The organism is Streptomyces sp. KL109B, from assembly GCF_030766935.1.
GTDB lineage: Bacteria > Actinomycetota > Actinomycetes > Streptomycetales > Streptomycetaceae > Streptomyces.
In genome coordinates this window covers 26,481-52,120 of sequence record NZ_JASERL010000008.1, presented here as the reverse complement: position 1 = coordinate 52,120, position 25,640 = coordinate 26,481, and the positions used below count along the sequence as shown (strand labels likewise).

Genomic DNA, 25,640 nt, shown 5'->3' with positions numbered 1-25,640 from the left:
GGCGCGCGTCGGTCGAGGCGGCGCGGGAGGATCTTCCTGTGGAACTGACACTGCTCGGCACCGGTGGCCCCGAAGGGCTGCCCCGCCCCGACTGCCCCTGCGCCGCCTGCGCGACCGCGCTCGGCCGTGATGCCCGCGCCGCGACGGCGGCCCTGATCGACGGGACGCTGCTGCTCGACCTGACGCCGGGGGCCGCCTTCGCCGCGGCCCGGTCGGGGCACAGCCTCGGCGGCGTACGGCAGGTGTTGCTGTCGCATCCGCACGACGGGCCCGCGGTCGAAGTGCCGGCCGGGCTGCCGCAGCCGGGGCGGGTGCCGGACGGGCGGGAGCTGGCGCTCATGAGCGGGCACCGGGTGCGGGCGCTGGCCCTGGACGCGCCGGGGACCGGCTACGAGGTGACCGGTCCTGAGGGTGAGCGGCTGCTGTATCTGCCGCCGGGGGCCGCGCCCGCCGGGTTCGACGAGCCGCGGGCGCCGTACGAGATGGTGCTCGCCGATGTCGTCGGGCGGCCGGACGCGCTGGCGCGGCTGCGGTCGGCGGGGGCGATCGGGGCGACCACCGATGTCGTCGCCGTGCACATCGATCATGATGTACCGCCGGGCCCGGAGCTGGCGCGGCGGCTGGCGGCCGCGGGCGCGCGGGCCGTGCCGGACGGGACGACGCTGGACATCGGGGCGTACGAGGAGGTGCCCGACGTGCCGCACAGGACGCTGGTGCTCGGCGGGGCGCGGTCGGGGAAGTCGGTGGAGGCGGAGCGGAGGCTCGAGGCGTTTCCTGATGTGCTGTACGTGGCGACCGGTGGGACGCGCGGTGGGGACACCGAGTGGGCGCGGCGGGTGGCGGCGCACCGGGAGCGGCGGCCGGGGTCCTGGCGGACGGCGGAGACCTGTGATCTCGTGCCGCTCCTGGATGACCGGGAGGATTCCGCTCCGCTGCTCATTGATTGTCTGTCGTTGTGGCTGACCTATGCGATGGACGAGGTCGGGGCGTGGGACGACGCCGAGTGGGCGGGCGGTGGTGAGCGGGCGCTGCGGGAGCGGGTGGCCGGGTTGGTCGACGCCGTGCGGCGGACGCGGCGGACCGTCGTCGCCGTGTCGAACGAGGTGGGTTCGGGGATCGTGCCCGCGACCGCCTCGGGGCGCCGCTACCGGGACGAACTCGGGCGCCTGAACGCGGCGTTCGCCTCCGAGTGCGAGCACGTGCTGCTGGTCGTCGCCGGTCAGGCGCTTGCGCTGCGCGGCTGAGCCGCGCGGCTGACGGTGTGGCCCGTGCGGGCCTGTCCGCTTGCCCGGGGCGGCCGCTTCGCCTGTCGTGTCCGGTATGACCCTCACCGATCAGGCCGTACGCGAGATCCCCGAGACGAAGATCAGGCCCGAGCTCGACGGCGTACCCGAGACGCTGTTGTGGACGTTGTGGAACCGGGCGTGCGAGGCGCGCCGTCCCGACTCGGTCCTCGACGACCCCATGGCGCAGCGGCTCGTCGACGCGATCGACTACCCCTTCGAGGAGCGGCTCGGCCCGCCGCATCCGCTGTTCTCACAGGTCCAGGGGCTGCGGTCGCTGGTATTCGACCAGGCCGTGCAGAACTACGTCGCCACCCATCCGTACGCGACGGTGGTGGCGCTCGGCGAGGGCCTGGAGACGGCGTTCTGGCGCTGCGACAACGGGCGGCTGCAGTGGCTGAGCGTGGAGCTGCCCGAGGCCGCCGAGCTGCGCCGTCGGCTGCTGCCCGAGCATCCGCGGCACCACATCGTGTCCGCGTCCGTCACCGACCTCGGCTGGCTGGAGGAGGTGCGGGACCGGGACAAGGGGTGCGTGGTGACGGCGCAGGGCCTGTTCATGTATCTGCGGCCCGCCGAGGTGCGCTCGGTGCTCGACGCGTGCGCGCGTGAACTCCCGGGCGGCGCCCTGGTGTTGGACTCGCTGCCGCGCTGGGTGACCAGGGCGACGCGGCAGGGGAAGCTCACGGTGGGGCGGCTGACGATTCCGCCGATGCACTGGTCCATGGCGGCGGACGAGCGGTGGAAGCTGACGGTGGGCGGGCAGCGGTTCGCCCGGGTGCGGGGCCTGACGATGCCGCCGGGGCGGGGCCGGCTCGGGTGGCTGATCGAGCGGCAGCACAAGGTGCCGGTGTTCCGCTCGATCTCGCCTGCGGTGACGGAGATCCGTTTCCGGTAACTCCCCGACCAACAGCGGGAGTTACGCGTCCGGGTCGCGGCGTGCGATGACGCGGTAGGCGTTCGAGAAGCGGCTGCGGCGGACCAGGGGGGAGATGAGCTGGTCGACCAGCCAGCACGCCACGGCCCCGGGCAGCGAGGCCAGCATGACGGCCTTGCGTACGCCGCGCTTGAGGGCGGTGGGCGCCTTGGTGCGCCAGGGGGCGTCCTCGTCCGGCAGGAGCTGGCTGGCGAGCATCATGTAGGCCGCCGTCAGGTCGACCGGCTGGTGCGGCTCGCGGCGGTCGACGGCGACGACCGTGTAGCCGAGGGCGCGCAGCTCGGTCCGGAGGTTGCCGAGCGTGATGAAGTGCAGGTGCTGCGGCTGGAAGTAGGGCAGCCACCACTTGCCGAGGAGCGAGGAGAACCGGCTCTCGGGGTCGGGGACCTCGATCATCAGGTGGCCGCCGGGGCGCAGCACGCGGTGCGCGGCCTTCAACTCCTGGCGCGGGTCGAGCGAGTGCTCCAGGTAGTGGAACATGCTCATCGCGTCGTACCGGCCTTCGAGACCGGGCGCGAGGTCGACGAGGCGGCCGCGGTGGGCCTCCTCGATGCGCCCGGCCCTGCGGCCCTCCTCGACGCTCTCCCCCATGTCGAGCCCGTCGAACGCCGTGTACGGCAGGACCTCCTTGGCGACGGCGGGGAAGTGGCCGTGGCTGGTGCCGACGTCGAGCCAGCTCTCGGGTTCGAGGTGCGCGGCCAGGGCGCGGGCGCTCGACCGGTAGCGGCCGCCGGAGGACTTGACGTCGAAGAGGCTCTCCACGCTGCCGCCGTTGAGGCCGTCGTAGAAGTCCCGGTAGTAGAAGTCCAGGCCCTCGGGGGTGAGGCAGGGGTTCTGGAACGAGTGGCCGCAGGACCGGCACTGGTCGACGACGAAGGTGCCGGGCTTTCCCTGGAAGAGGTCGGTGGTGCGCAGCCGGGTGCGCAGGCGCGCGGCGCCGCACCAGGGGCAGTCGGTGCGACGCGGCTCGTGGAAGCGTTCGGTGCCCTGGGCGAGTTCGGTGAGGTAGGCGGGTCGGCGTTCGGCCACGGCCTGGGCGGAGGGTGCCATGCGTACGTTCAACTCCTGGCGTTATGTGGGGAGTTCGGCCTCGGCGAGGCGGGTGGGGGTGGGGGCGAGGGCTTCGAGGTGGTCGGCCGCGGCGGCGGCTCCCCCGGCGGCCCGGAAGGCGGACTGCACGCGCAGCGCGGCGGCGCGGTGTTCCGGCTGGGTGAGTACGGCGTCCAGGGCGGCGCCGATGTGCTCGCGGCCGGCCCGTCCGAAGCGCACGCGGACACCCGCGCCGCACTCCGTGACCTGCGCGGCGATGACCGGCTGGTCGTCGCGGACGGGGGCGACGACGAGCGGGACGCCGTGCCACAGGGATTCGGCGACGGTGTTGTGACCGGCGTGGCAGACGACGGCGGACGCCCGTTCCAGGAGCGGGAGTTGGGGGACGCGGGGCGCGACGAGAACGCTGTCGTCGGACCCCGGCCCGGCCTCGTCGTCCGTCAGTACGCCGCCAGGGTCGACGATCACCGTTTGCAGCCGGTTTCTCCGTGCGTGGGCGGCCGCGGCGCACTCGGTGAGGAAGCGGGCGCCGACGTTGGTGTTGACGGTGCCGAGGGAGACGAGGACGAGGGCGCGGTCCGGGTCGAGCCACTCCCAGGGGAAGTCGGGGGCGGGGCGTTCGGCGATCGCGGGGCCGACCCAGTGGATGCCGGGCCGTTCGGCCTGTCCCGCCAGCTCCGGGGTGCTGAAGGCGAGTACGCCGTGCGGGGAGAAGCGGAGGTCGTGCGGCTCGGTGGCGCCGTGGCGCGCGCGCAGCTCGGTCAGCAGCCCGGCGATCCACTCCGCGACCTTCGGCACGCTGTCCAGGGAGCCGCTGAACTCGGCGGGGGTGGTGGCCGATGTGACGTACGGGAGGTGGTGGCGCTCCGCCGCGAGGGCGCCTGCGACGGTCTGCTGGTCGGTGACGACGACGTCGGGGTGGAAGGCGGCGATGGCGCGGTCCACCCCGGGGGCCATGGAGTCGGCGAGCGGGACGAAGAACTCCTGCCAGAGGAACTGCAGGGCGGCGATGCCGCGCAGCTCGGGCGGCCGGTGCAGTCCTGACGGGGTGTCGCAGGGGTACAGGTCGGCCGCCGGGCCCACGAGTTCGTTGATGTAGTCCGGGTGGCCCGCCCAGGCGACCCGGTGCCCGCGAGCGGTCAGTTCGGCGGCGACGCCGACGAGCGGGTTGATGTGCCCCACGAGCGGCGGCACGACGAACAGATACCGGGTCATGTCGCGACCCCCCGGTTATTGAGCTCCTGCGGCGATTGAGCAGCGGGGTCCGGGGCACGATGCGGCACATCAAGCCCCTGCGGCGATTGAGCAGCGGGGTCCGGGGCGGAGCCCCGGGGCGTGGGACCGGGTGACGTTTCACGCAGCCAACCCAGGAGTCGGGGGGCGATGGCCTCGGGCGCACCAATGAGAACCGCGTGACCGTGGCCCTCGATGCGCTCCGTACGGCAGTTGGGCAGGAGGGCGGACAGCCAGGGCGCCATCTCCGCGAGGTCGGAGTTCGCACCGTAGATCGCGAAGACGGGGGTGGTCAGGGCCCGCCAGCGCGGCTCCTCGGGGATGCGGCTCGCCGCGATGTCCGCGCAGATCGACGTGTGGTGGAGGAGCCGCTGGGACCAGCGCACCAGGCGCGCCTCGTGCCGGCCGTACTTCTCCTCGATCCAGGGGAGCGTGCGCGCGTCGTGGAGCTGGTGGGCGGAGCCCGCGAGCAGCCCGCTCATCTTCCGCGCCCACGCGTCCGTCGGCGGCTCCGACTCGACCATCAGGACGCTCGCGACCCGCTCCGGATGGTGCAGCGCGAAGTCGAGGGCGACCGTGCCGCCGAAGGAGTTGCCGACGAGGTGGACGGGCCGGCCGGTCAGGCCGAGGGTGTCGAGGAGGGAGCGCAGGTCCTCGGTGAACTCCTCGACGCCGTAGCCCTGTTCGGGGCGTTCGCTGCGCCCGTGCCCCCGCTGGTCGTACATCACGACGTCGTAGCCGGCCGCCGCGAACTCGGGGGCGACGGTGAAGTAGTAGGACGTGAGGTTGTCGGTGGCGATGCCGTGGATGAGGACGACCGTCTCCACGGACTCCCCCTGGGGGCCCAGGCGTTCGACATTGAGGCGGATGTCGCCGGTGTCGAGTGCCGTCACCGCAGCTGCCCGACGACGTAGCGGACGACCTGCCCGACGGAGAGGCCGACGATCTCGGAGAGTTCGAGGGAGGCGAACCAGGCGGGGAAGTCGACGGCGTCGCCGTAGCGGCGCCGCAGCTCTCCGGTGAGGGTGACCAGGTCGATGGACTCCAGGTCGAGGTCCTCGACGAACCGGGTGTCCATGGTGATCTCGATGAACTCCAGCTCGTCGGCGTCCAGGACCGAGCCGAGCACGTCCGTCAGCTCGGCCAGGACACTCGTCTCGGTCACGGTGGCGGGGGTTGCTGTCATGGTGTGGTGGGCTCCTTGACGATGGTGCCGATGGTGTCGGTGGTCCAGGCGACTACGTACGCGCGAGGCGGCAGACCCGGCGGGTTCGCCGTCTCCGCGAGGCGCACGCGGTACGTGGGGTGGGCGGGCGCGGGTCCGCGCACGGTCAGGTCGTCGGCGCCGCCCCCGTCGAACCCGGTGACGGTGAAGTCGCGGGGGCGGCCCCGCAGCCCGGTGCCCGCCGCCTTCGCGGCCGCCTCCTTCGCGGACCAGAAGCGGGTCAGGGCGCGGGCCGGTTCGATGCCGAGGGCGGTGAGCTCCTCGAACAGGGGGCGCTCGATGGGCGCGAGCACGGCCTCGTACGTGGCTTCGGGGCGCTCGGTGACCTCCTCGATGTCGATGCCGACGGGCCCCTGGTCCGCGCTTCTGGCGAGCGCGACGCCCGCCTCCGCGCAGTGCGCCAACGACAGTGCGAGCGGCGGGAGTCGACGTCCGTGGACGCCTTCGGGGAAGGGCGCTCCGGAGGCGTCGTTGGCGATGCGGACCTCGCCGGGGTAGACCGGTCCCGCCGACTCCCGGTCCCACAGGTGCCGGCGGACCGCGTCCTTCGCGGCGATCCGGCCGAGGAACCACTGGCGCTTGCCGCGCGGCGGATGCCGCGCGTACTGGCGGCGCTCGTCGCCCGCGAGCTGGTTGCGCATCATCAGGTCGCGGGAGGCCGGGTCGGGCCAGTACTCGAAGGCGAGCTGCCAGCCGCCCGGCATGGCCTCGGACAGGGTGTTTTCGGCGGGGCGCCGCTTGACCGGGTCGATCCGGGCGGGCGAGTCGAAGCGCCGGTCCTGCCAGCCCTCGAGCTCCGCCCACACCACGCCGTCCACGCACAGCTGCACATCGGCCGTCAGCAGTGTGTCGGTGACCGTGGTGACGCGGATGTCGCAGCTCACCTCGGTGCCGGGGGCCGGGTGCGGGCCGTGGAAGCGGGCTTCCTGGATGCCGATGGGGAAGACGACGGTGCGGTCGGTGTGCGTCGCGATGAGCCAGTAGCCGAGGAGCTGCCCGACGTTGTCGAGGAGCGCGCCGGGCGCGGGCGGCGTGCTGAGCGTGCCGCGCACGTGCCGGTCCCCCACGCCGAGGATCTCGGTGACGCCCTGGAAGAGGGGGCCGTGGAACATCCAGCGCTCGTCGTACATCTGCTGGGCGGAGACGGTGGGGCGGCGCTCGTCGGCGGGGTCCGGGAGCCGCCAGGCGGGTGGTGGCAGCGGGTAGCCGGGGGCGGTGACGACGGTGGCGCGGGCGTGCCGGCCGAAGGTGACGTCGTGGCTGCCGGGCGCGGTCTCCGTCGTGTCGAGGACGACCTCGGCGGGCGGCTCGGCGACCACCCACTCCAGGAAGCGGGCGTCCTTCACGGTGACCGGGGTGCCGGGGACCTCGTCCGCCATCAGCCGCACGATCGTGGTGGCGGGGACGATCGGCCAGTTGTCGGCGAGGTCCGGCCAGTCGGCCCGCTGGTCGAAGAAACAGTGGTCCCTCAGGTACGGGTGGGTGGCGAGGCCGACGGTGAGGACGCGGCTCGACGCGTGCGCGGGGGCGGGGGCCGGGGCCGTGGCCTGGGCCTGCGCCTTCGGCTGGGGCTGGGGCTTCGGCTGGGCCTTGGGCTGGGGCGTACGCGACCGTCGCCCGCCCCTCGTCGCCCGCCGCGCCGCGAACAGCTCCCCCGCCGTCGCCCCGGTCTCGTCCAGGAGCGCCTTCAGTTCGCGCGCCGCGGGGAACTTCTCGGAGACCTCGTCGAGCCGGGAGGCGGCGCCCGCGCCGCCGTCCAGGGTCAGCCGCAGCCGCTCGCGCACGGCCCCGTCCAGAGAGACGAGCCCCGAACCGAGGTCGATGGGCACGGTCCGGGAACCGGCGCCCGGACGGCCGGTGCCCGCGGGCCCACGGGCAACGCGCAGCGCCTCGAAGTCCGGCTCCGCCCCGTACGCCCACAGGGCCGCGGCCACCCGCGTCAGCTGGGACATTCCGGAGTGCCGTGGCGAGTTGGCGGTCACGGCGAGGTGGTCGCGCTCGGCGAGGGTGTCGGAGACCAGGGCCGGGAGCTGGCCGACGCCGGGCTGCACGAAGGCCCGGAACCCGGACGCGTAGAGGGACTCGGTGAGCTGCCGGAACCGCACCGGTTCCAGCAGGTGCCGCACGAAGAGCGCGCGGACGGCCGCGATCTGTGCCGGGAAGGGGCTCGCGGTGGTGCCGGACCAGACCGGGGTGTGCGGGGCGCGCAGGCTGAGCGTCTCGGCCGCGCGGCGCATCGGGTCGACGTACGGCGCGAGCATCGGAGTGTGGAATCCGGACTCGAACGGCAGCGTCTGTCCGAGCACGCCCTCTTCGCGCAGCCGCTGCGTGAGCCGGTCGATCTGCTCGGCGGGGCCGCAGGCGATGGACTGCTGGGGCGCGTTGTCGTGGGACAGGACGCAGCGTTCCTGGCCGGGGAGTTCGGCGATGGCCCGCGCCACACGGTCGGCGGAGGCACCGAAGGCGGCGAAGGCAAGGCCGGGTACGTGGACGGTGGCCGGGTCGAAGTCCCGTAGGAACGCGTCGACTTCGGCATCGGTGTACAGCCCGCCGGCCGCCATCGCGGTCCACTCGCCGACGCTGTGCCCGGCGACGGCCTGCGGCCGGATCCCCGCACGGCGCAGGGCGTCGGTGAGGAAGCGCCCCGTCTCCACGACGGCCGCGCCGTGCCGCGCGACATCGCCGACGGAGGCGTCCCAGCCGGGCACGCGAAGGCCGAAGTGGGCGGCGACATCGTCGAGTTGAGGGTCGAAGTCGGCTTCGAGCCCCGGATAGAGATAGGCGACCTTGCCGCCCGCCACCGGACCGAGGAGGGGACTCGGCGCGTGCCATACGTCGGTGCGGCCCGGCCAGGGCTTCGCGGCGGCCGCCAGTTTGCGGGCCAGCGCGAGGCGCTTGGGGGTGGGGTCGAGGACGGCGAGCCTGGTGGGGCCCTGGCCTCGGGGGCTGTGCGCGTGCGCGCGGAGGGCGGCGTCGTCCTCGGCGCCCAGGAGGGCGGCGAGGGCGTGCGGGTCGGGGGCGGAGATCCGCAGGAGGGCGTCCGGCTCGACGACGGTGGCCGTGGCGGAGGCGGTGGCGGTGGCGGAGGAGGTGTCCGGGGCCCGCCGGCCGCCGGGCCCGGCGGTCGCCGTGGGCGGCTGCTCCAGTACGACGTGGGCGTTGATGCCGCCGAAGCCGAAAGCGTTGACGGCGGCCCTGCGGAGGCCGGAGGAGGCCCACGGGCGGGCCTCGGGCAGCGGCCGGAAGCGGGTTTCGAGCAGCGCCGGATGCGGGTCGTCGGTGTGCTGGCCCGGCGGGAGTACGCCGTGATGGATGGCGAGCGAGGCCTTGATGAGCCCGGCGACCCCGGCGGCGGGCATGGTGTGCCCGACGAGAGCCTTCACGGAGCCGATGGCGACACCCTCGCCCCCGCCCTCGCCTTGGCCGAACACATCGGTGAGCGTGGCGAGTTCGGCGGCGTCGCCGTTCGGGGTGCCGGTGCCGTGGGCCTCCAGGAGGCCGAGGGAGTCGACGGCCCGCGGGTCGAGCCCGGCGTCCTCCCAGGCGAGGCGGACGGCGCGGGCCTGCCCGCCGGGGTCCGGGTTGACGAGGGAGGCGGCGCGCCCGTCCCCGGCCACTCCCACACCTCGTACGACGGAGTAGATCCGGTCGCCGTCGCGCACGGCGTCGTCGAGCCGCTTGAGGACGACGACTCCGGTGCCCTCGCCCATCAGCACGCCGTCGGCCTCACGGTGGAAGGGCCTGCTCCGCTGGGACGGCGACAGCGCGCCGAGCCGGGCGAAGACCGACCACAGCGTGATGTCGTGGCAGTGGTGCACGCCGCCCGCGAGCATCACGTCGCAGCGGCCGCTCGCGAGTTCCGTGACGGCGTGGTCGAGGGCGACGAGGGAGGAGGCGCAGGCCGCGTCGACGGTGTAGGCGGGGCCGCGCAGGTCGAGGCGGTTGGCGATGCGGGACGCGGCGAAGTTCGGGACGAGGCCGATGACGGACTCGGGGGTGTCGGGGGTGCGCAGCGCGCCGCAGAAGGCGGTACGGATCTCGGCGAGGCGCTCCTCGGGAAGGTCGGGCAGCAACTCGGCGAGGGTGCGCGCCAGTTGGGCCGAGGTACGGACACGCTGGTCGAGCCGGACCACGCCGTCGGTGAGATAACCGCCGCGCCCCAGGACGACGCCGACGCGGGCGGGATCGGGCAGCCGGTCGGCGCCACCGGCGTCGTCCAGCGCCTCGGCGGCGGTGCGCAGGGCGATCAGCTGGTCCGGTTCGGTGGCCGGGACCGAGCCCGGCATGATGCCGTACGCGGTGGGGTCGAACGCGGCGAGTTCCGGGAGCCCGTCGATGAACCCGCCGCGCCGGCAGTAGATGCCGTCGGGGGCGTCGCCGCCGTAGGTGTCCGGGTCCCAGCGGGACGGCGGCACGTCCGTGAGGGAGGGCGTGCCGGACTCGATGTTGCGCCAGTAGGTGGTGAGGTCGGCGGCGCCGGGGAGGGTGACGGCCATGCCGACGACGGCGACGGGACACCGCGTGGGCGGCGGCGACGGGGCGGCGGCACCGCACGACGTACGACTGGTGGCGATGGACACGGGTCACCAGCCCGACGGGGTGTAGACGACCTCGTCCGTGTCCTGGTCGCCCCAGGCGAGTTCGCGCAGGAGCGCGAGGACGCCCTCCTCCGGGTCGATGAGCTCGATGCCGCGCCGCGCGTACTCGCGGCCGAGTTCCGGCGTGACCATTCCGTCGTGCGTTCCGGTCGGCGCCCACGGCCCCCAGTGCACCGTCAGCGCCCGCCGTCCGGTGGCGTCCCGCCAGCGGCGCCCGAGCGCGGCGAGGGCGTCGTTCGCGGCGGCGTAGTCGGCCTGGCCCCGGTTGCCGTGGACGGCGGCGATGGAGCCGAACAGGACGGTGAACGCGGGGCGTTCGGGCAGCCGGTGCAGGGCGGCGAGCAGGGCGCGCGCGCCGTCCACCTTCGTGCCGTAGACCCGGCCGAAGGAGTCGGCGTCCTTCGCGTCGATCAGCCGGTCCTCGATGACGCCCGCCGCGTGTACGACGCCGTCGACGCGGCCGTAGCGCTCGTACGTGTCCTTGACCGCCTGCTGGACCGCCTCGGTGTCGCGCAGGTCGACCGCGCGGTAGTGGGCCCGGCCGCCCGCCGCGTGGATCTCGTCGAGGGTGGACCGGACCTCGCGGGCGGCGAGGACGCGGGTCGCCTCGCGGTCGATCTCACGGACGTCCGTGACCCCCTTGGCGGCGAGCGCGGCACGCAGCGCCTGCTTGTCGCGGGCGCCGACGAACTCGTCTTCCCCTTCCGTGTCCGGGAGTTGAGTCCGCCCAAGCAGTTCGATACGGCACCGGGACGCCGTGGCGAGCGCGACGGCGAAGCGGGCCGTGATGCCGCGGGCGCCGCCGGCCAGGACGACGACGGAGTCAGGGCCGAGCCCGAGCACCGCCGCGTCCACCGCACCTTCGCCCCCGGGGAGGGTGAGCGGGCACTCGTACGGTTCCGGGGTGCGGCGCGTGCCGTCCGTGCGCAGGACCACCGGGGTGCGGTCGGGCGCGGCCAACTCCTCGACCAGCGCCTCCGCCTGCTCGGCCGGGGAGGCGTTCGGGTCGAGGTCGACGGCGCGGGCGACGGTGTCCGGGTACTCCTGGGCGACGGTCCGGAAGAGCCCACCGAGCCCATTGGTGTCACCCGGGTACCGGGCGCAGAGCAGATGACGGAGCCCGTGCTCCCGCAGGGCCCGCCGGAACAGGGGATAGCCATCCGGAAGAACCACCTCCCCCGCATCCGACAACGCCCCTACGTGAACGAGGCCATCCAGCTCCGCCGCGTCCGGGTCCCGGGTCGCCGTCGCCCCGAGGGCGCCGAGCCGCGCGACGAGCGCCTGCGCCACGGGAGTCCCCTCCCCGACAACCAGGAACCTCCGCCCCCGAAGATCCACCGGCCCATCGACGGCCGCCCCCACCCCAACGCTCCGCACCACCCACCGCCTCGGAACGCTCCCCCGCACCGGTTCAACCACATCAAGCCCCAGCCCCGGTTCGGGCAATTCAAGCCCCGCCGTCGGACGACAGTCCGCGGGGTCCGGGGCAGAGCCCCGCGACGTGGGAACGGCCGACCGCTCCGGAACGGGCACCCGCTCCCCCAACCACTCGGAGATCTCCGCCACCGTCCGCGCCCGCGTCAACGCCTCCAGCTCCGCGTCGGGCAGCGCCCGCAGATCCACCCCCGCCCCGAGCAGCCTGCGCCCCAACTCTCCCGCGATCTCCGTCCGCTTGATCGAGTCCACGCTCAGATCCGCCTCGAGGTCGAGGTCCGGCTCGATCATGTCGACCGGGTACCCCGTGCGTTCGGCGATGACGGCCAGCACCTCGGCCCGCACATCCACCTCGACGGGCTCCGCGACGACCTCCGGCGCCTCGGCCACCTCGGCCACCTCGGCCACCTCCACCGGCGCCACCGGCACCTCCACCGGCCCCACGGGAGCCACCGGCGCCACCGCCGGCCGCTCCCCGCCACCCGCCCCGAAGTACGTCAGGAGGACATCCCGCTGCGCCGCCACCATCTCGCGGCTGCCCCGCAGAAACGCGTGCAGGAGTTCGTCTTCGCTGTCGCTGCCGGTCACAGGGTTCGCCTCCGATGTGGACAAGGTGGGCAAGGTGGAGATACGCCGGGCGGGCCGCAGCGCGCCCGGAAGGTGGTCGCCGTCCGCGGTCCGGACGACGTGACCGTCGACGGTCCAGCCGGGCCGCTTCCCGCCCCCCGCCTCCGCGAGCACCGCGTCGCGCCCCGCGAACAGCCGGGTCACCGCGACCGGAACCCCGGCCACGGCGAGCCTCGCCAGCGCCTCAAGGTGCCCGCGCAGCCCCGCGTCGGCGCGCGGCTCGAACGGCACGGCCACGTACGGGCGGTCGCCGAGGACCTTGCCGACGAGCCCGGTGAGTACGGTCCCGGGGCCCGCCTCCACGAAGATCCGCGCCCCGGCGTCGTACATCGCCTCGATCTGCTCGGCGAACCGGACGGGCGCGCCGATCTGCTCCGTGGCGTGGCGGCGTACGTCGGCGGGGGCGTCGGGGTAGCGGGTGCCGGTGAGGTTGGCCCAGACCGGGAATTCGGGGACCCGCACCGTCTCGTGGGCGAGTTCGGCGGCGAAGCGCGGCACCGCGTCCGCGACGAGCGGGCTGTGGAACGCGCAGGCCACGGGCAGTTCGCTCGCGGCGAGCCCGGCCCGCGCGAGCGCGTCCACCGCGCGGGCCACGCCCTCCGTGCGGCCGGAGATCACCGTCTGGGCGGGCGCGTTGTGGTTGGCGGCGACGACCTCGTCGGCGAGGTGGTGCTCCGCCAGTACGCGTTCGATGTCCTCGGCCCCCGCCGACACCGCGGCCATCGCGCCGGGGTCGTCGTCGATCGCCCCGAGGATCGCCTCGGCGCGGGCGCGGCTGAGCGCGCCGAGCCGGTCCGGGTCGACGCTGCCCGCCGCGCACAGGGCGACCAGCTCTCCGTAGGAGTGGCCAGCCGCCATGTCGGCGCGTACGCCGAGCGAGGTGAGCACGTCGTACGCGGCCAACGAGACGGCGCCGAGGGCGGGTTGGGCGTTGCGGGTGTCGGTGAGCCGGGCGCGCTGCGCCGCTCGTTCGGCGCTGTCGAAGGACGCGGGCGGGAAGAGCTCGGACACGGGCGCGCCGACGAGGTGGCGCTGCGCCTCGGGGAACGCGACGAACAACTCGGCGAGCATGCCGGGCCGTTGGCTCCCCTGCCCGGGGAAGAGGAAGGCGACCTTGCCGTCGGTCGCCGCCCCCTCGCCCCGATGCCACACCCCCTCCGCGACCTCCCCTGCCGCCAACTTCCCGAGCACCACACCCAGTTCGTCGACGGACCCCACCACCGCCGCCGACTCCACCGGCCCCCTCCCCCGCTCCCGCTCCGCCCTCCGCGCGGCCGTGAGCGCGAGGTCGCGCAGGGTCCAGGGGCGACCGGCCCCATCGTTCTCGCCGCACAGGGCCCGCAGCTCCTCGACCGCCGCCGCGCTGCGGAAGACGAACAGCTCCGCGGGCCACTCCCCGGCTCCCCGGCGCGGCGGCAGCGCGCCGTCGTGGGCGCGCAGCACGACGTGGAAGTTGGTACCGCCGAAGCCGAACGCGCTGACGCCCGCGACCCGTTCGGAGACCGGCGCCGCCCACGGCAGCGCGCGGTCGTGGAAGACGAAGGGGCTGTCGTCGACGCCGGTCCACGCCGGGTTGGGTTCGGTGATGTGGAGGGTCGGCGGGCGGACGCCGGTGTGCAGGGCGAGGGAGGTCTTGATGAGGCCGGCGAGCCCGGCCGCGCACTTGGTGTGGCCGATCTGGGACTTGACCGAGCCGACGACACAGCCGCCCGGCGCGGCGCCCGCCTCCTCGAACACCTCGCTCAGTACGCCGAGTTCGGTGCGGTCGCCGACGACGGTCCCGGTGCCGTGCCCCTCGATGAGGCCGACCTGTGCGGGCGAGACCCGGGCCTGCGCGTATGCCCGCTCCAGCGCGAGCCGCTGTCCCTGCGGGCGCGGCGCCGTGAGCCCGAGGGCGCGCCCGTCGCTCGCGGCGCCCACCCCCTTGATCACGGAGTACACGCGGTCGCCGTCGCGCTCCGCGTCCGCGAGCCGCTTCAGGACCACGCACGCGACGCCCTCCCCCAGCGCGATGCCGTCGGCGTCGGCGGCGAAGGGGCGGCAGCGGCCGGTCTTCGACAGGGCGTGCACGGACGAGAAGAGCAGGAAGTCGTTGATGCCGTTGTGCAGGTCGGCGCCGCCGCACAGCGCCAGGTCCGAGGCGCCGCTGACCAGTTCCTTGCAGGCGACGTCGACGGCCGTGAGCGAGGAGGCGCACGCGGCGTCGACGGTGTAGTTGGCGCCGCCGAGGTCCAGGCGGTTGGCGATCCGGCCCGCGATGACGTTGGCGAGCAGCCCGGGGAACGAGTCCTCGGTCAACTCCGGTAGCTGCTCCGCCAGTTCGTCCGGCAACCGGCCCACGTACGAGGGGAGGACCGTGCGCAGCGTGGTCGCGCCCGACGTGTCGCTGCCCGCCTCCGCGCCGAACACGACGCTCGTACGCTCGCGCGGGAACTCCCGCTCTCCGTACGGGTCGTAGCCCGCGTCGACGAGCGCCCTGCGCGCCGCCTCCAGGGCGAGCAGCTGCACCGGTTCGATGCTCGCGAGGGACGCGGGCGGAATCCCGTAGGCCAGTGGGTCGAAGGGGATGCGGGGCAGGAAGCCGCCCCACTTGGACGCGGAGACGTCGGCGGCGTCGGCGTCCTCGCCGTAGTAGAGGTCGGGGTCCCAGCGTTCGGCGGGCACTTCGGTGACGGCGTCGACGCCGCCGAGGACGTGCGCCCAGAAGGCGGACAGGTCCTCGGCCTGCGGGAACATTCCGGCCATGCCGACGACGGCGATGTCGAGCGGCTCGGGCGCGCCCGCTTCCGCCGCCGCTTCCGGCGCGGCCAGGGCCGGGGCGCGCCGCGCGTAGAACTCGGCCGCCCCGTCCGTCACCCCCTGGTGCAGCCGCGCGATCGTCGTGATCGCGGCGCGCAGCACCGCGACCTCGCCGGCCATGAACATCCCGTCGTAGCGCTGCCGGTCCTCGCCGACGTCGACGAGCTCGTCGCCGACCCGCTCGATGCCCTTGCTGGCGAGGCGCAGCCGGCCGACGTTGAGCCGCTCCAGCTCCTCCCATGCCTGCCGGTCGGGCACGCCCTGGTCCCGCAGTTCGTCCTTGAGCTGCTGGTACGTGTCGGAGAACGGGCTCGGTACGCAGCGGGTGGCGTGGCCGGGCGCGGTGTGAAGGAGAGCGGTGCTCTCGGCGGAGAGCACCTGCTCCTGGAAGAGCGGCTTGATGGCGCCGGACTCGACCGCCTCCTTCGTAAAGAGGTACGCCGTTCCCATCAACACCCCGACGGACACGCCGCGTTCGGTGAGGTCGGCGGCGAGCGCGGCGACCATCGCGGCCGAACGCTCGTCGTGGACGCCGCCCGCGAACAGCACCTGTACGTCGGCGGGGTCGAGGTCCCGGCCCTCCGGCGATTCCAGGAAGTCGGCCAGGACGGCGAGTTGGGCCTCCCAGAGCGGGAAGCTGTTGCGCGGGCCGATGTGTCCGCCGCACTCGGCGCCCTCGAAGACGAAGCGCCGCGCGCCCGCCCCGAGGAACTGGCCGAGCAGCCCCGGCGATGGCACGTGCAGGAAGGCGCGGATGCCGTCGGCCTCCAGGTCGGCGGCCTGCGAGGGCCGGCCGCCCGCGATGATCACGTGGCTGGGGCGCAGCGCGCGGACCGCCGCGAGCTGTGCGGTGCGCACCTCTTCGGGCGCGAAGCCGAGGATGCCGACGCCCCAGGGCCGGTCGCCGAGCGCGTCCCGGGTCCGCTCCAGCATCGTGCGGGCCTGCTCGGGTCCGGCGAGGGCGAGCGCGACGAACGGCAGCCCGTCCCCTTCGGCGACCGCGGCGGCGAACCGCGCCTGGTCGCTGACGCGCGTCATCGGGCCCTGGGCGACGGGCAGCCGGGTGCCGAGGGCGCGGCACATGGTGGTGCCGGGCCGCAGTACGTCGGCGGCTGATGCCCGGCCCGCGCGCGCGATCCCGTCGCGTACGGCCTCGACGGCGCGCGCCGTCGTCCCGTACCGGTCGGCGAACCGGGCGGCGAGGAAGGCGTCCTGGCCGAGCGGGAGCGGTTCGTCGTGGAGTTCGGCGGGAACCCCGGGGCGGCGCCGGTCGAGGACCCGCCGCCCGGCCACGACGACGGTCTCGGTGCCGTCGGCGGTGCGCAGCAGCGCGGCCACGGCGGGCGGTACCTGAGCGGCCTCGTCGAGGAGGGCGAGTTGGGTGTCGAGTACGACGCCGGTGGCGCCCGCGAGGACGGCTGCCGCGGCGGTGCGCGGCCCGATGCCGCCGCAGGCCCACACGGGCACGGCGTCGCCCGCCCCTTCGACCTCGGCGAGCACCTGCTGGAGCAGCACGAACGTCGACAACTCCCCGCCGGGGCCGCCGCATTCACCCCCTCGTACGACGAGTCCGGCGGCACCCTGCGCGACCGCGTCGCGCGCCTGGTCGACGTCGGTCACCTCGGCGTACACGTAGGGGGCCTGGACGTGTCCGACGCGCCAGGGGGCGCCGGGGGCGAGGAGGACGGTGTGCGGGCCCGCGCCCTCGGGGTCCTGGATCTCGTCGGGGTGCAGATCGCAGTCGGCGGGGACGCGGACACCGAAGGCGGCCGGGCTCCAGGCGCGCGCGAGGGCGAGGGCCTCGCGGGCCCGGCGGCCACCGCGCCCCAGATCGAGAACGCCCAGTCCGCCCGCTCTGCTGACGGCGGCGGCGAGGCGGGCGTCGGGCTCCGAGAACGGGGTGACGCCGATGACCATCGGGGGCGTCGCGGTGAGCACGGTCAAGGGAGATGACTCCTGTCATGTTCTGCACTGCTGCAACATGCGCGCGAGATACGACAATCCGACGCAGACGTGAACGTAAACGATCACCCGCACCCCATTCCATGACCCTCCGCAGTTGACTCACCACATGGCGTAACCATCCGTCGGAAAGACGCACCCATCGGTGTCCGGTGACGGACGGTGCGGCCGGGGCCAGACCTCGGGCACGGCCGGTACTGTTCGGCGAATGAGCTCGCTGAACCTCGACGACTTCACCGATCTGATCGAGCGCCCCGACGGCGGGACCCGCCGCGACGCGGAGGAGCGCAGGGCCCGCTTCGCCGTGCCGCCCGGCGCGCTCGGCCGCCTCGACGAACTGGGCGAGTGGCTGAGCGCCGCCCAGGGCGCGGTTCCCGTGCGGCCCGTCGCGCGCCCGCGCGTGGTCCTCTTCGCGGGCGACCACGGCGTCGCCGGACTCGACGTGTCGAAGCGGGCGGCGGGCGGCGCCGCCGCTCTCGTGCGCGAGGTCGTCGAGGGCGCCTCCACGGGCGCGGTGCTCGCGCGCCAACTGGGCGTCGGCGTACGGGTCGTCGACGTGTCGCTCGACTGCGAGCCCGACGAGCTGCCGGAGTCCGTCGACGCGCGTCGGGTGCGGCGCGGCTCGGGGCGCATCGACACCGAGGACGCGCTCACCCTCGAAGAGGCGGAGGCCGCGTTCCGCGCGGGCATGGCGATCGCCGACGAGGAGGCCGACTCCGGTACGGATCTCGTCGTCCTCGGCGACATCAGCGTCGGCGGTACGACGGCGGCGGCCACGCTCATCGCGGCGCTGTGCGGCACGGACGCGTCCGTGGTGACGGGCCGGGGCGGCGACCCGATCGACGACCTCGCCTGGATGCGCAAGTGCGCGGCGATCCGCGACGCGCTGCGGCGGGCCCGGCCGGTCCTCGGGGACCAGTTGCAGTTGCTGGCGACGGTGGGCGGAGCCGACTTGGCCGCGGCGACGGGCTTCCTTCTCCAGTGCGCGGTGCGGCGTACGCCGGTGCTGCTCGACGGGGTCGTCTCCGCGGCGTGTGCGCTCGTCGCGCAGCGGGTCGCGTTCCGCGCGCCTGACTGGTGGCTGGCCTCCCACGCCAGCGGCGAGCCGGCCCAGGCGAAGGCGCTCGACCGGATGGCGATGGACGTCCTCCTGGACCAGGACGTCCACGTCGGCGGCGGCACGGGCGGGCTTCTCGCCCTTCCCCTCGTCCAGGCAGCCGCCGCCCTGGCGGCCGAACTCCCGGAGACGAAGGCGTAGCCCACGCCCCGGGGCTCCGCCCCGGACCCCGCGGGCTGTCGTCCGACGGCGGGGCTTGATTTGCCCACCCGGCGCAGGCGCCTGACCGGCAGGTACTCTCCCCCAGTGTCCGCAAGCGCCTCCTCCTCCGCCTCCGTACCCGACGGCATACGTTTCGCCTTCGGGACCCTGACCGTGCTCCCCGTGAGCGTCACCCGCTGGGACCGGGAGGCCGCCCGCGCAGGAATGTTGTGCGCGCCGCTCGCCGGGCTCGTCGTCGGGGTCGGGGCGGGCGTGCTCGGCGGGGTGCTGGCGTGGCTCGGGGCGGGGGCGCTGCTCGCCGCCGTGGCCGCGGTCGCGGTGCCCGCGGCGCTCACCCGGGGGCTGCACCTCGACGGGCTCGCGGACGTCGCGGACGGCCTCGGCAGCGGGAAGCCCGCCGATGACGCGCTGCGGATCATGAAGCAGTCGGACATCGGCCCCTTCGGTGTCGTCACGCTCGTCCTGGCGCTGTTCGCCCAAGTCGCCGCGCTGGCCGAGCTGTTCGGCCGGTCCTGGTGGCACGGCGCCCTCGCCGCCGCCGTCTGCGCCGTCACCGCCCGCCTCGCCCTCACCTTCGCCTCCCGCACCGGCGTCCCCGCCGCCCGCCCGGAGGGCCTCGGCGCGGCGGTCGCGGAGACCGTGTCCCGGCGGGCCGCCCTGATCGCGGGCGCGGTGGTGGTCGCGGTGACCGCCGCGTTCTCGGTGCAGGGCGCGCTCGCCGTGGTCCTGGGCTGCGGCGCGGCCGAACTGCTGTCGCGGCGCTGCGTGTCCCGCTTCGGCGGCGTAACCGGCGACGTCTTCGGCGCCATCGCCGAAACAGCGGCCACCACGGCACTGGTGATCCTGGTCTTGGGCTGAGCCACTCAGCTCTTCAAGCCCCCACGGCGCCCGTCGCCCTTCAAGCCCCCACGGCGCCCGTCGCCTTTCAAGCCCCCGCGGCGCCCGTCGCCTTTCAAGCCCCAGCGGCGACCGTCGCTCTTCAAGCCCCCGCGGCGCCCGTCGCCTTTCAAGCCCCAGCGGCGACCGTCGCTTTTCAAGCCCCTGCGGCGATTGAGCAGCGGGGTCTGGGGCAGCGCCCCAGCGGCGGGGCGCACCTGTACGGAGCGGCCCAAGAACGACGGGCGTAGGCTCGGCCCCGGGCGGGCCAACTACCCCCGGCCCCGGCAAAGAAGCCGGCCCCACCGATGAAAGAGGGACCTCACCACCGTGACTGCTCTGACTCTCAGCACCGCCGCGGCGAGCGGCCTCCGCGCCGACGCCATCGTCGTCGGCGTCGTGAAGGGCGGCTCCTCCGACAAGGGGACCGTGGTCGTCGCGCACGGCGCGGAAGCCGTGGACAAGGCGTACGACGGAAAGCTCGGTTCCGTCCTGGAGACCCTCGGCGCCAGCGGCGGCGAGGGCGAGGTGACCAAGCTCCCCGCGCCGTCCGGCTTCAAGGCGCCCCTCGTGCTGGCGGTCGGCCTCGGCGGCGAGCCCCAGAAGGACGGCGCCTACGAGGGCGAAACGCTCCGCCGCGCCGCCGGCGCCGCGGCCCGCGCCCTGGCCGGTTCGAAGAAGGCCGCGTTCGCGCTGCCCGTCGACGACGCCGAGGACGTCGGCGCCATCGCGGAGGGCGCGCTGCTCGGCGCGTACGCCTTCACGACGTACAAGGAGGTCGCCGACGAGAAGGGGACCCCGAAGAACGGCAAGGCGCCGCTCGCCGAGGTCGCGATCCTCGGCGGCAAGCCCCGCGACAAGGCGTACAAGGCGGCGATCGAGCGCGCCCTCGCGGTGGCCGAGGAGCTGAACCGCGCCCGCGACCTGATCAACACCCCGCCGAACGACCTCAACCCGGAGTCCTTCGCCGCCGTCGCCCAGGCCGCGGCCAAGGAGCACGGCATCAAGGTGCAGGTGCTCGACGAGAAGGCCCTGGAGAAGGGCGGCTACGGCGGCATCCTCGGCGTCGGCGCCGGTTCCGCCTCAGGACCGCGCCTGGTGAAGCTCTCGTACAAGGCCCCCAAGGCGAACAAGAACACGAAGCACCTCGCCTTCGTCGGCAAGGGCATCACCTACGACTCGGGCGGCATCTCGCTGAAGCCCGCCGGGCACAACGAGACGATGAAGTGCGACATGGCCGGCGCCGCCGCCGTGTTCGCCGCGGTCGTCTCCGCCGCCCGCCTCGGCCTCGAAGTGAACGTCACCGGCTGGCTGGCGCTCGCCGAGAACATGCCGTCGGGCTCGGCCACCCGCCCCGGCGACGTGCTGCGCATGTACTCGGGCAAGACGGTCGAGGTGCTGAACACCGACGCCGAGGGCCGCCTCGTCCTCGCCGACGCCATCGCCAAGGCCTCCGAGGAGAAGCCGGACGCGATCGTCGACGTCGCGACGCTGACCGGCGCGATGATGCTGGCGCTCGGCTCCCGCACCTTCGGCATCATGGCCAACGACGACGCCTTCCGCGGCTCGATCCACGAGTCCGCCGAGGAGGCCGGCGAGCCGGCCTGGCCGATGCCGCTCCCGTCGCACCTGCGCAAGGCCATGGACTCGCCCACGGCCGACATCGCGAACATGGGCGAGCGGATGGGCGGCGGTCTGGTCGCCGGTCTGTTCCTGAAGGAGTTCGTCGGCGAGGGCATCACGTGGGCCCACCTCGACATCGCGGGCCCGGCGTTCAACGAGTCCGCCCCGTTCGGCTACACGCCCAAGGGCGGCACGGGTTCCGCGGTCCGCACGCTGGTCCGCCTCGCGGAGCGCACGGCGGCGGGCGACCTCGGCTGACCCTCGGCCGACTCGCCAAAGTCACTGCTCAGCCCCCGGTGCCCGGCACCGGGGGCTGTTCGCTTTCGACGAAATCCGCAGGTTTGTCCCCGCTCGCCACAGCTGTTTCCGGTGTAACAGCCGTCTCACCCCCCAGCCCGACGTCCCGACTGTCCCCGACAAGTGCGAGGATGGGGTACGGCAGGACAGGGCCCTCACCCAGGGCCGAAGAACGAGCGGCCGAACACCCCGCCGCCCGGTCGGCGAAGACCGGCGTACGGCGCACATGCATGGAGGACGTGACGTGGCGAACGACGCCAGCACCGTTTTCGACCTAGTGATCCTCGGCGGTGGCAGTGGCGGTTACGCCGCGGCCCTGCGCGGAGCGCAGCTGGGCCTGGACGTCGCCCTGATCGAGAAGAGCAAGCTCGGCGGCACCTGCCTGCACAACGGCTGCATCCCCACGAAGGCCCTGCTGCACGCGGGCGAGGTCGCCGACCAGGCGCGCGAGAGCGAGCAGTTCGGTGTCAAGGCCTCCTTCGAGGGCATCGACATGGACGCCGTCCACAAGTACAAGGACGACGTGATCTCCGGCCTGTACAAGGGCCTGCAGGGCCTCATGGCCTCGCGCAAGGTGACCGTCTTCGAGGGCGAGGGCAAGCTGTCCTCCCCGACGTCCGTCGATGTCAACGGCCAGCGCGTCCAGGGCCGTCACATCCTCCTCGCGTCCGGCTCCGTGCCGAAGTCGCTGCCGGGCCTGGAGATCGACGGCAACCGCATCATCTCCTCGGACCACGCGCTGAAGCTGGACCGCGTCCCGCAGTCCGCGATCGTCCTGGGCGGCGGCGTCATCGGCGTCGAGTTCGCCTCGGCCTGGAAGTCCTTCGGCACCGACGTCACGGTCATCGAGGGCCTCAAGCACCTCGTCCCGGTCGAGGACGAGAACAGCTCCAAGCTTCTTGAGCGCGCGTTCCGCAAGCGCGGCATCAAGTTCAACCTCGGCACCTTCTTCGAGAAGGCCGAGTACACGCAGGACGGCGTCCGCGTGACCCTCGCCGACGGCAAGACCTTCGAGGCCGAGGTCCTCCTGGTCGCCATCGGCCGCGGCCCGGTCTCCCAGGGCCTCGGCTACGAGGAGCAGGGCGTCGCCATGGACCGCGGCTTCGTGCTCGTCGACGAGTACATGCAGACCAACGTGCCGACCATCTCGGCCGTCGGTGACCTGGCCCCCACGCTGCAGCTCGCGCACGTCGGCTTCGCGGAGGGCATCCTGGTTGCGGAGCGCCTGGCCGGCCTGAACCCGGTTCCGGTCGACTACGACGGCGTGCCGCGCGTGACCTACTGCCACCCGGAGGTCGCCTCCGTCGGTATCACCGAGGCCAAGGCCAAGGAGATCTACGGCGCGGACAAGGTCGTCGCTCTGAAGTACAACCTGGCGGGCAACGGCAAGTCCAAGATCCTGAAGACCGCGGGCGAGATCAAGCTCGTGCAGGTCAAGGACGGTGCCGTGGTCGGCGTCCACATGGTCGGCGACCGCATGGGCGAGCAGGTCGGCGAGGCCCAGCTGATCTACAACTGGGAAGCGCTGCCGGCCGAGGTCGCCCAGCTCATCCACGCCCACCCGACGCAGAACGAGGCGATGGGCGAGGCCCACCTGGCCCTCGCGGGCAAGCCGCTGCACTCGCACGACTAGCGGTCCCGCCCCGTCCGTCGCACTTGGGCGCGACGACCCACCGACCACAGACTTCCGCACTGCGTTGCCGCGCATTGCACATCGTTAAGGAGCAACAGAAACCATGGCGGTTTCCGTATCCCTTCCGGCGCTCGGCGAGAGCGTCACCGAGGGCACTGTCACCCGCTGGCTGAAGGCCGAGGGCGAGCGCGTCGAGGTCGACGAGCCGCTGCTCGAGGTCTCGACCGACAAGGTCGACACCGAGATCCCCTCCCCCGCCGCCGGCGTGCTCGCCTCCATCAAGGTCGCCGAGGACGAGACGGTCGAGGTCGGCGCCGAGCTGGCCGTCATCGACGACGGCTCCGGCGCCCCGGCCGCCGCGCCCGCCCCGGCCGCCGCCGAGGCCCCGGCCGCCGAGCCGGCCCCGGCGCAGGAGGCCCCGGCCCCCGCCGCCGAGCCTGCCCCGGCCCCCGCCGCCGCCCCGTCCGGTGGCGCCGCCTCCGGCACGGACGTCGTACTGCCCGCGCTCGGCGAGTCCGTCACCGAGGGCACCGTCACCCGCTGGCTCAAGGAGGTCGGTGAGGAGGTCGGCGAGGACGAGCCGCTGCTCGAGGTCTCCACCGACAAGGTCGACACCGAGATCCCGTCGCCGGTCGCCGGTGTTCTCCTCGAGATCACCGTGGGCGAGGACGAGACCGCCGAGGTCGGCGCCAAGCTCGCCGTCATCGGTGCCGCCGGCGCCGCCCCGGCCGCGCCCGCCGCTCCGGCTCCGGCCGCCCCGGCTCCCGAGCCCACCCCGGCCCCGGCCGCCCCCGCGGCTCCGGCTGCCCCGGCCGCGCCCGCCGCCCCGGCTGCCCCGGCCCCCGCGCCGGCCGCCCCGGCTCCGGCCGCCCCGCAGGCCCCGGCCGCTCCCGCCGCGCCGGTCACCCCGGCCGACGAGGGCGCGTACGTGACCCCGCTGGTGCGCAAGCTCGCCGCCGAGCACGGCGTCGCGCTGTCCACCGTCAAGGGCACGGGCGTCGGCGGTCGTATCCGCAAGCAGGACGTCATCGCCGCCGCCGAGGCCGCCAAGGCCCAGGCTCCGGCTGCCGCCCCGGCCGCCGCCGCGCCGAAGGCCCCGTCGATCGAGGCCTCGCCGCTGCGTGGCCAGACGGTCAAGCTGCCGCGCATCCGCAAGGCCATCGCGGACAACATGCACAAGGCGCTGCAGGAGCAGGCTCAGCTGTCCTCGGTCATCGAGGTCGACATCACCAAGCTGATGAAGCTGCGCAACAAGGCCAAGAACGGCTTCGCCGCGCGTGAGGGCGTCAAGCTCTCCCCGATGCCGTTCTTCGTCAAGGCCGCCGTCCAGGCGCTGAAGGCCCACCCGGTCATCAACGCGCGCCTGAACTACGACGAGGGCACCATCACGTACTTCGACTCCGAGAACGTCGGCATCGCCGTCGACTCGGAGAAGGGCCTGATGACCCCGGTCATCAAGGGTGCGGGTGACCTCAACATCGCGGGCATCGCGAAGAAGACCGCCGAGCTGGCCGACAAGGTCCGCACGAACAAGATCGCCCCGGACGACCTGTCCGGCGCGACCTTCACGATCTCCAACACGGGATCGCGTGGCGCGCTCTTCGACACCGTCATCGTCCCGCCGAACCAGGTCGCCATCCTGGGCATCGGCGCCACGGTCAAGCGCCCGGTCGTCGTCTCCGACCCGGAGCTCGGTGACACGATCGCCATCCGTGACATGACGTACGTGACGCTCTCCTACGACCACCGTCTGGTGGACGGCGCGGACGCCGCCCGCTACCTGACGACGGTCAAGCAGATCCTCGAGGCCGGCGAGTTCACCGCCGAGCTGGGTCTGTAAGCGGAAAGAGCAGGAACAGCGGGAACCACGCGAAGCGCCCCCGTCCGGAGAAGTCCGGGCGGGGGCGCTTTGCCGTGCCCGTGCGCGGGCACCCCCTCTGTGACCGCCCGCCGCGACCGCCCTCTGTAACCGGCATCACCCGCTCCATGCGCGACCGCACACCGTCTGGCCAGGGCGGCGGCCGTATTGTCTAAGGGTCCCCGCCGACCCACCGGGTCCACCCTGCCAAGGAGCCCCCATGACCGCGCCCGTCGTCCACTCGCTTCGCGATCAGATCCGCGAGCACATCGTCGAGGGGATCGTCAGCGGCCGCTGGAAGCCGGGCGAGCGGATCGTGGAGCGGCGGATCGCGACCGAGCTGGAGGTCTCCCAGACGCCGGTTCGGGAGGCGCTGCGGGAGCTGGAGTCGCTGCGGCTGATCGAGTCGGCGCCGAACAAGGGCGTGCGCGTACGCAATCTGAGCGCCGCGGACCTGGAGGAGTCGTACCCGGTACGAGCCGGTCTGGAGGCCATCGCCGCCGAGCTGGCGGCCGACCACCTCGCCGACGACTGCTCGGCCCTTGAGCCCCACGTAGAGGCGCTCTACCGGGCGGACCAGGAGGCGGACGGGACGGCGCAGGTGCGGCACACGGTGGCCTTCCACCGGGCGCTGGTGCGGGCCGCGGACAATTCGGTGCTGCTGCACACGTGGGAGGGGCTCGGCATCGAGGTCTTCACCGCGCTGTCCATCCGGTGGCTGGGCACCGTACAGCAGTCGTACGCGGAGGAGCACGCGGATCTCGTCGCCGCGTTCCGGCGGCGCGACCCGGAGATCGCCGCCCTGGTCAAGGCCCACGTATTGGGATGTGCGCCGCGCGCATGAGGCGTCACTGCCTGCATCCCTGGTCAGGGCACTGCGTGCCCTGACCGACGAAGAACCGCGACACCCTGTGCCGACTTTCTTGATC

The 25,640-nt window shown here is 73.8% G+C and carries 14 protein-coding genes; 8 read left to right on the top strand and 6 right to left on the bottom strand.

All coding sequences use genetic code 11. The annotated features are described in order from the left end of the window. The first annotated feature begins 38 nt into the window (after nt 1–38). Nucleotides 39–1,244 (top strand): bifunctional adenosylcobinamide kinase/adenosylcobinamide-phosphate guanylyltransferase, encoded by a 1,206-nt coding sequence (locus tag RBJ65_RS25870; protein WP_306321359.1) that lies wholly within the window; start codon nt 39–41, stop codon nt 1,242–1,244. Nucleotides 1,245–1,320: 76 nt separating this feature from the next. Then, the gene (locus tag RBJ65_RS25865) at nt 1,321–2,178 is read left to right on the top strand and encodes a class I SAM-dependent methyltransferase (protein WP_306321360.1); all 858 of its coding nucleotides are present in this window, start codon (nt 1,321–1,323) and stop codon (nt 2,176–2,178) included. A gap of 21 nt (nt 2,179–2,199) precedes the next feature. Here the strand turns inward: RBJ65_RS25865 and RBJ65_RS25860 are convergent, their stop codons facing one another. The 6 genes from RBJ65_RS25860 to RBJ65_RS25835 form a co-directional block, all read right to left on the bottom strand. Further along, nucleotides 2,200–3,267: a class I SAM-dependent methyltransferase gene (locus RBJ65_RS25860; protein WP_306321361.1), complete on the bottom strand. Its 1,068-nt coding sequence runs from the start codon at nt 3,265–3,267 to the stop codon at nt 2,200–2,202. A gap of 21 nt (nt 3,268–3,288) precedes the next feature. Further along, nucleotides 3,289–4,482 (bottom strand): glycosyltransferase, encoded by a 1,194-nt coding sequence (locus RBJ65_RS25855; RefSeq protein WP_306321362.1) that lies wholly within the window; start codon nt 4,480–4,482, stop codon nt 3,289–3,291. Further along, nucleotides 4,479–5,393, bottom strand: a complete 915-nt coding sequence (locus RBJ65_RS25850) for an alpha/beta fold hydrolase (protein ID WP_306321363.1) — start codon at nt 5,391–5,393, stop codon at nt 4,479–4,481. Before RBJ65_RS25850 ends, RBJ65_RS25855 begins: the two co-directional genes overlap by 4 nt. Beyond that, nucleotides 5,390–5,686 (bottom strand): acyl carrier protein, encoded by a 297-nt coding sequence (locus RBJ65_RS25845; protein WP_306321364.1) that lies wholly within the window; start codon nt 5,684–5,686, stop codon nt 5,390–5,392. The genes RBJ65_RS25850 and RBJ65_RS25845 overlap by 4 nt, the downstream gene beginning before the upstream one ends. Beyond that, entirely contained in the window at nt 5,683–10,221 is a 4,539-nt protein-coding gene (locus tag RBJ65_RS25840; RefSeq protein ID WP_306321365.1) for a polyketide synthase, read from the bottom strand. The genes RBJ65_RS25845 and RBJ65_RS25840 overlap by 4 nt, the downstream gene beginning before the upstream one ends. A gap of 87 nt (nt 10,222–10,308) precedes the next feature. Then, nucleotides 10,309–17,100, bottom strand: coding sequence for an SDR family NAD(P)-dependent oxidoreductase (locus RBJ65_RS25835; RefSeq protein WP_306321386.1), 6,792 nt, complete (start codon nt 17,098–17,100; stop codon nt 10,309–10,311). 253 nt (nt 17,101–17,353) lie between these two features. On the opposite strand from RBJ65_RS25835, the gene RBJ65_RS25830 reads away from it, so the two are divergent. The 6 genes from RBJ65_RS25830 (at nt 17,354) to RBJ65_RS25805 (ending at nt 25,555) form a co-directional block, all read left to right on the top strand. Then, nucleotides 17,354–18,403 carry a nicotinate-nucleotide--dimethylbenzimidazole phosphoribosyltransferase gene (locus RBJ65_RS25830; RefSeq protein WP_306321366.1) on the top strand — a complete coding sequence of 350 codons (1,050 nt, stop codon included), beginning with the start codon at nt 17,354–17,356 and terminating at the stop codon, nt 18,401–18,403. Nucleotides 18,404–18,508: 105 nt separating this feature from the next. Further along, nucleotides 18,509–19,282, top strand: coding sequence for an adenosylcobinamide-GDP ribazoletransferase (gene cobS / locus RBJ65_RS25825; protein ID WP_306321367.1), 774 nt, complete (start codon nt 18,509–18,511; stop codon nt 19,280–19,282). 348 nt (nt 19,283–19,630) lie between these two features. Then, complete coding sequence (locus tag RBJ65_RS25820) at nt 19,631–21,181, top strand: leucyl aminopeptidase (RefSeq protein ID WP_306321368.1); 1,551 nt, start codon at nt 19,631–19,633, stop codon at nt 21,179–21,181. Nucleotides 21,182–21,464: 283 nt separating this feature from the next. Continuing rightward, nucleotides 21,465–22,853 carry a dihydrolipoyl dehydrogenase gene (lpdA, locus tag RBJ65_RS25815; RefSeq protein ID WP_306321369.1) on the top strand — a complete coding sequence of 463 codons (1,389 nt, stop codon included), beginning with the start codon at nt 21,465–21,467 and terminating at the stop codon, nt 22,851–22,853. Between the two features lie 103 nt (nt 22,854–22,956). After that, complete coding sequence (gene sucB / locus RBJ65_RS25810; RefSeq protein ID WP_306332172.1) at nt 22,957–24,693, top strand: 2-oxoglutarate dehydrogenase, E2 component, dihydrolipoamide succinyltransferase; 1,737 nt, start codon at nt 22,957–22,959, stop codon at nt 24,691–24,693. A 238-nt stretch (nt 24,694–24,931) separates the two neighbouring features. Beyond that, nucleotides 24,932–25,555 (top strand): GntR family transcriptional regulator, encoded by a 624-nt coding sequence (locus RBJ65_RS25805; protein WP_306323535.1) that lies wholly within the window; start codon nt 24,932–24,934, stop codon nt 25,553–25,555. Nucleotides 25,556–25,640 lie beyond the last annotated feature (85 nt).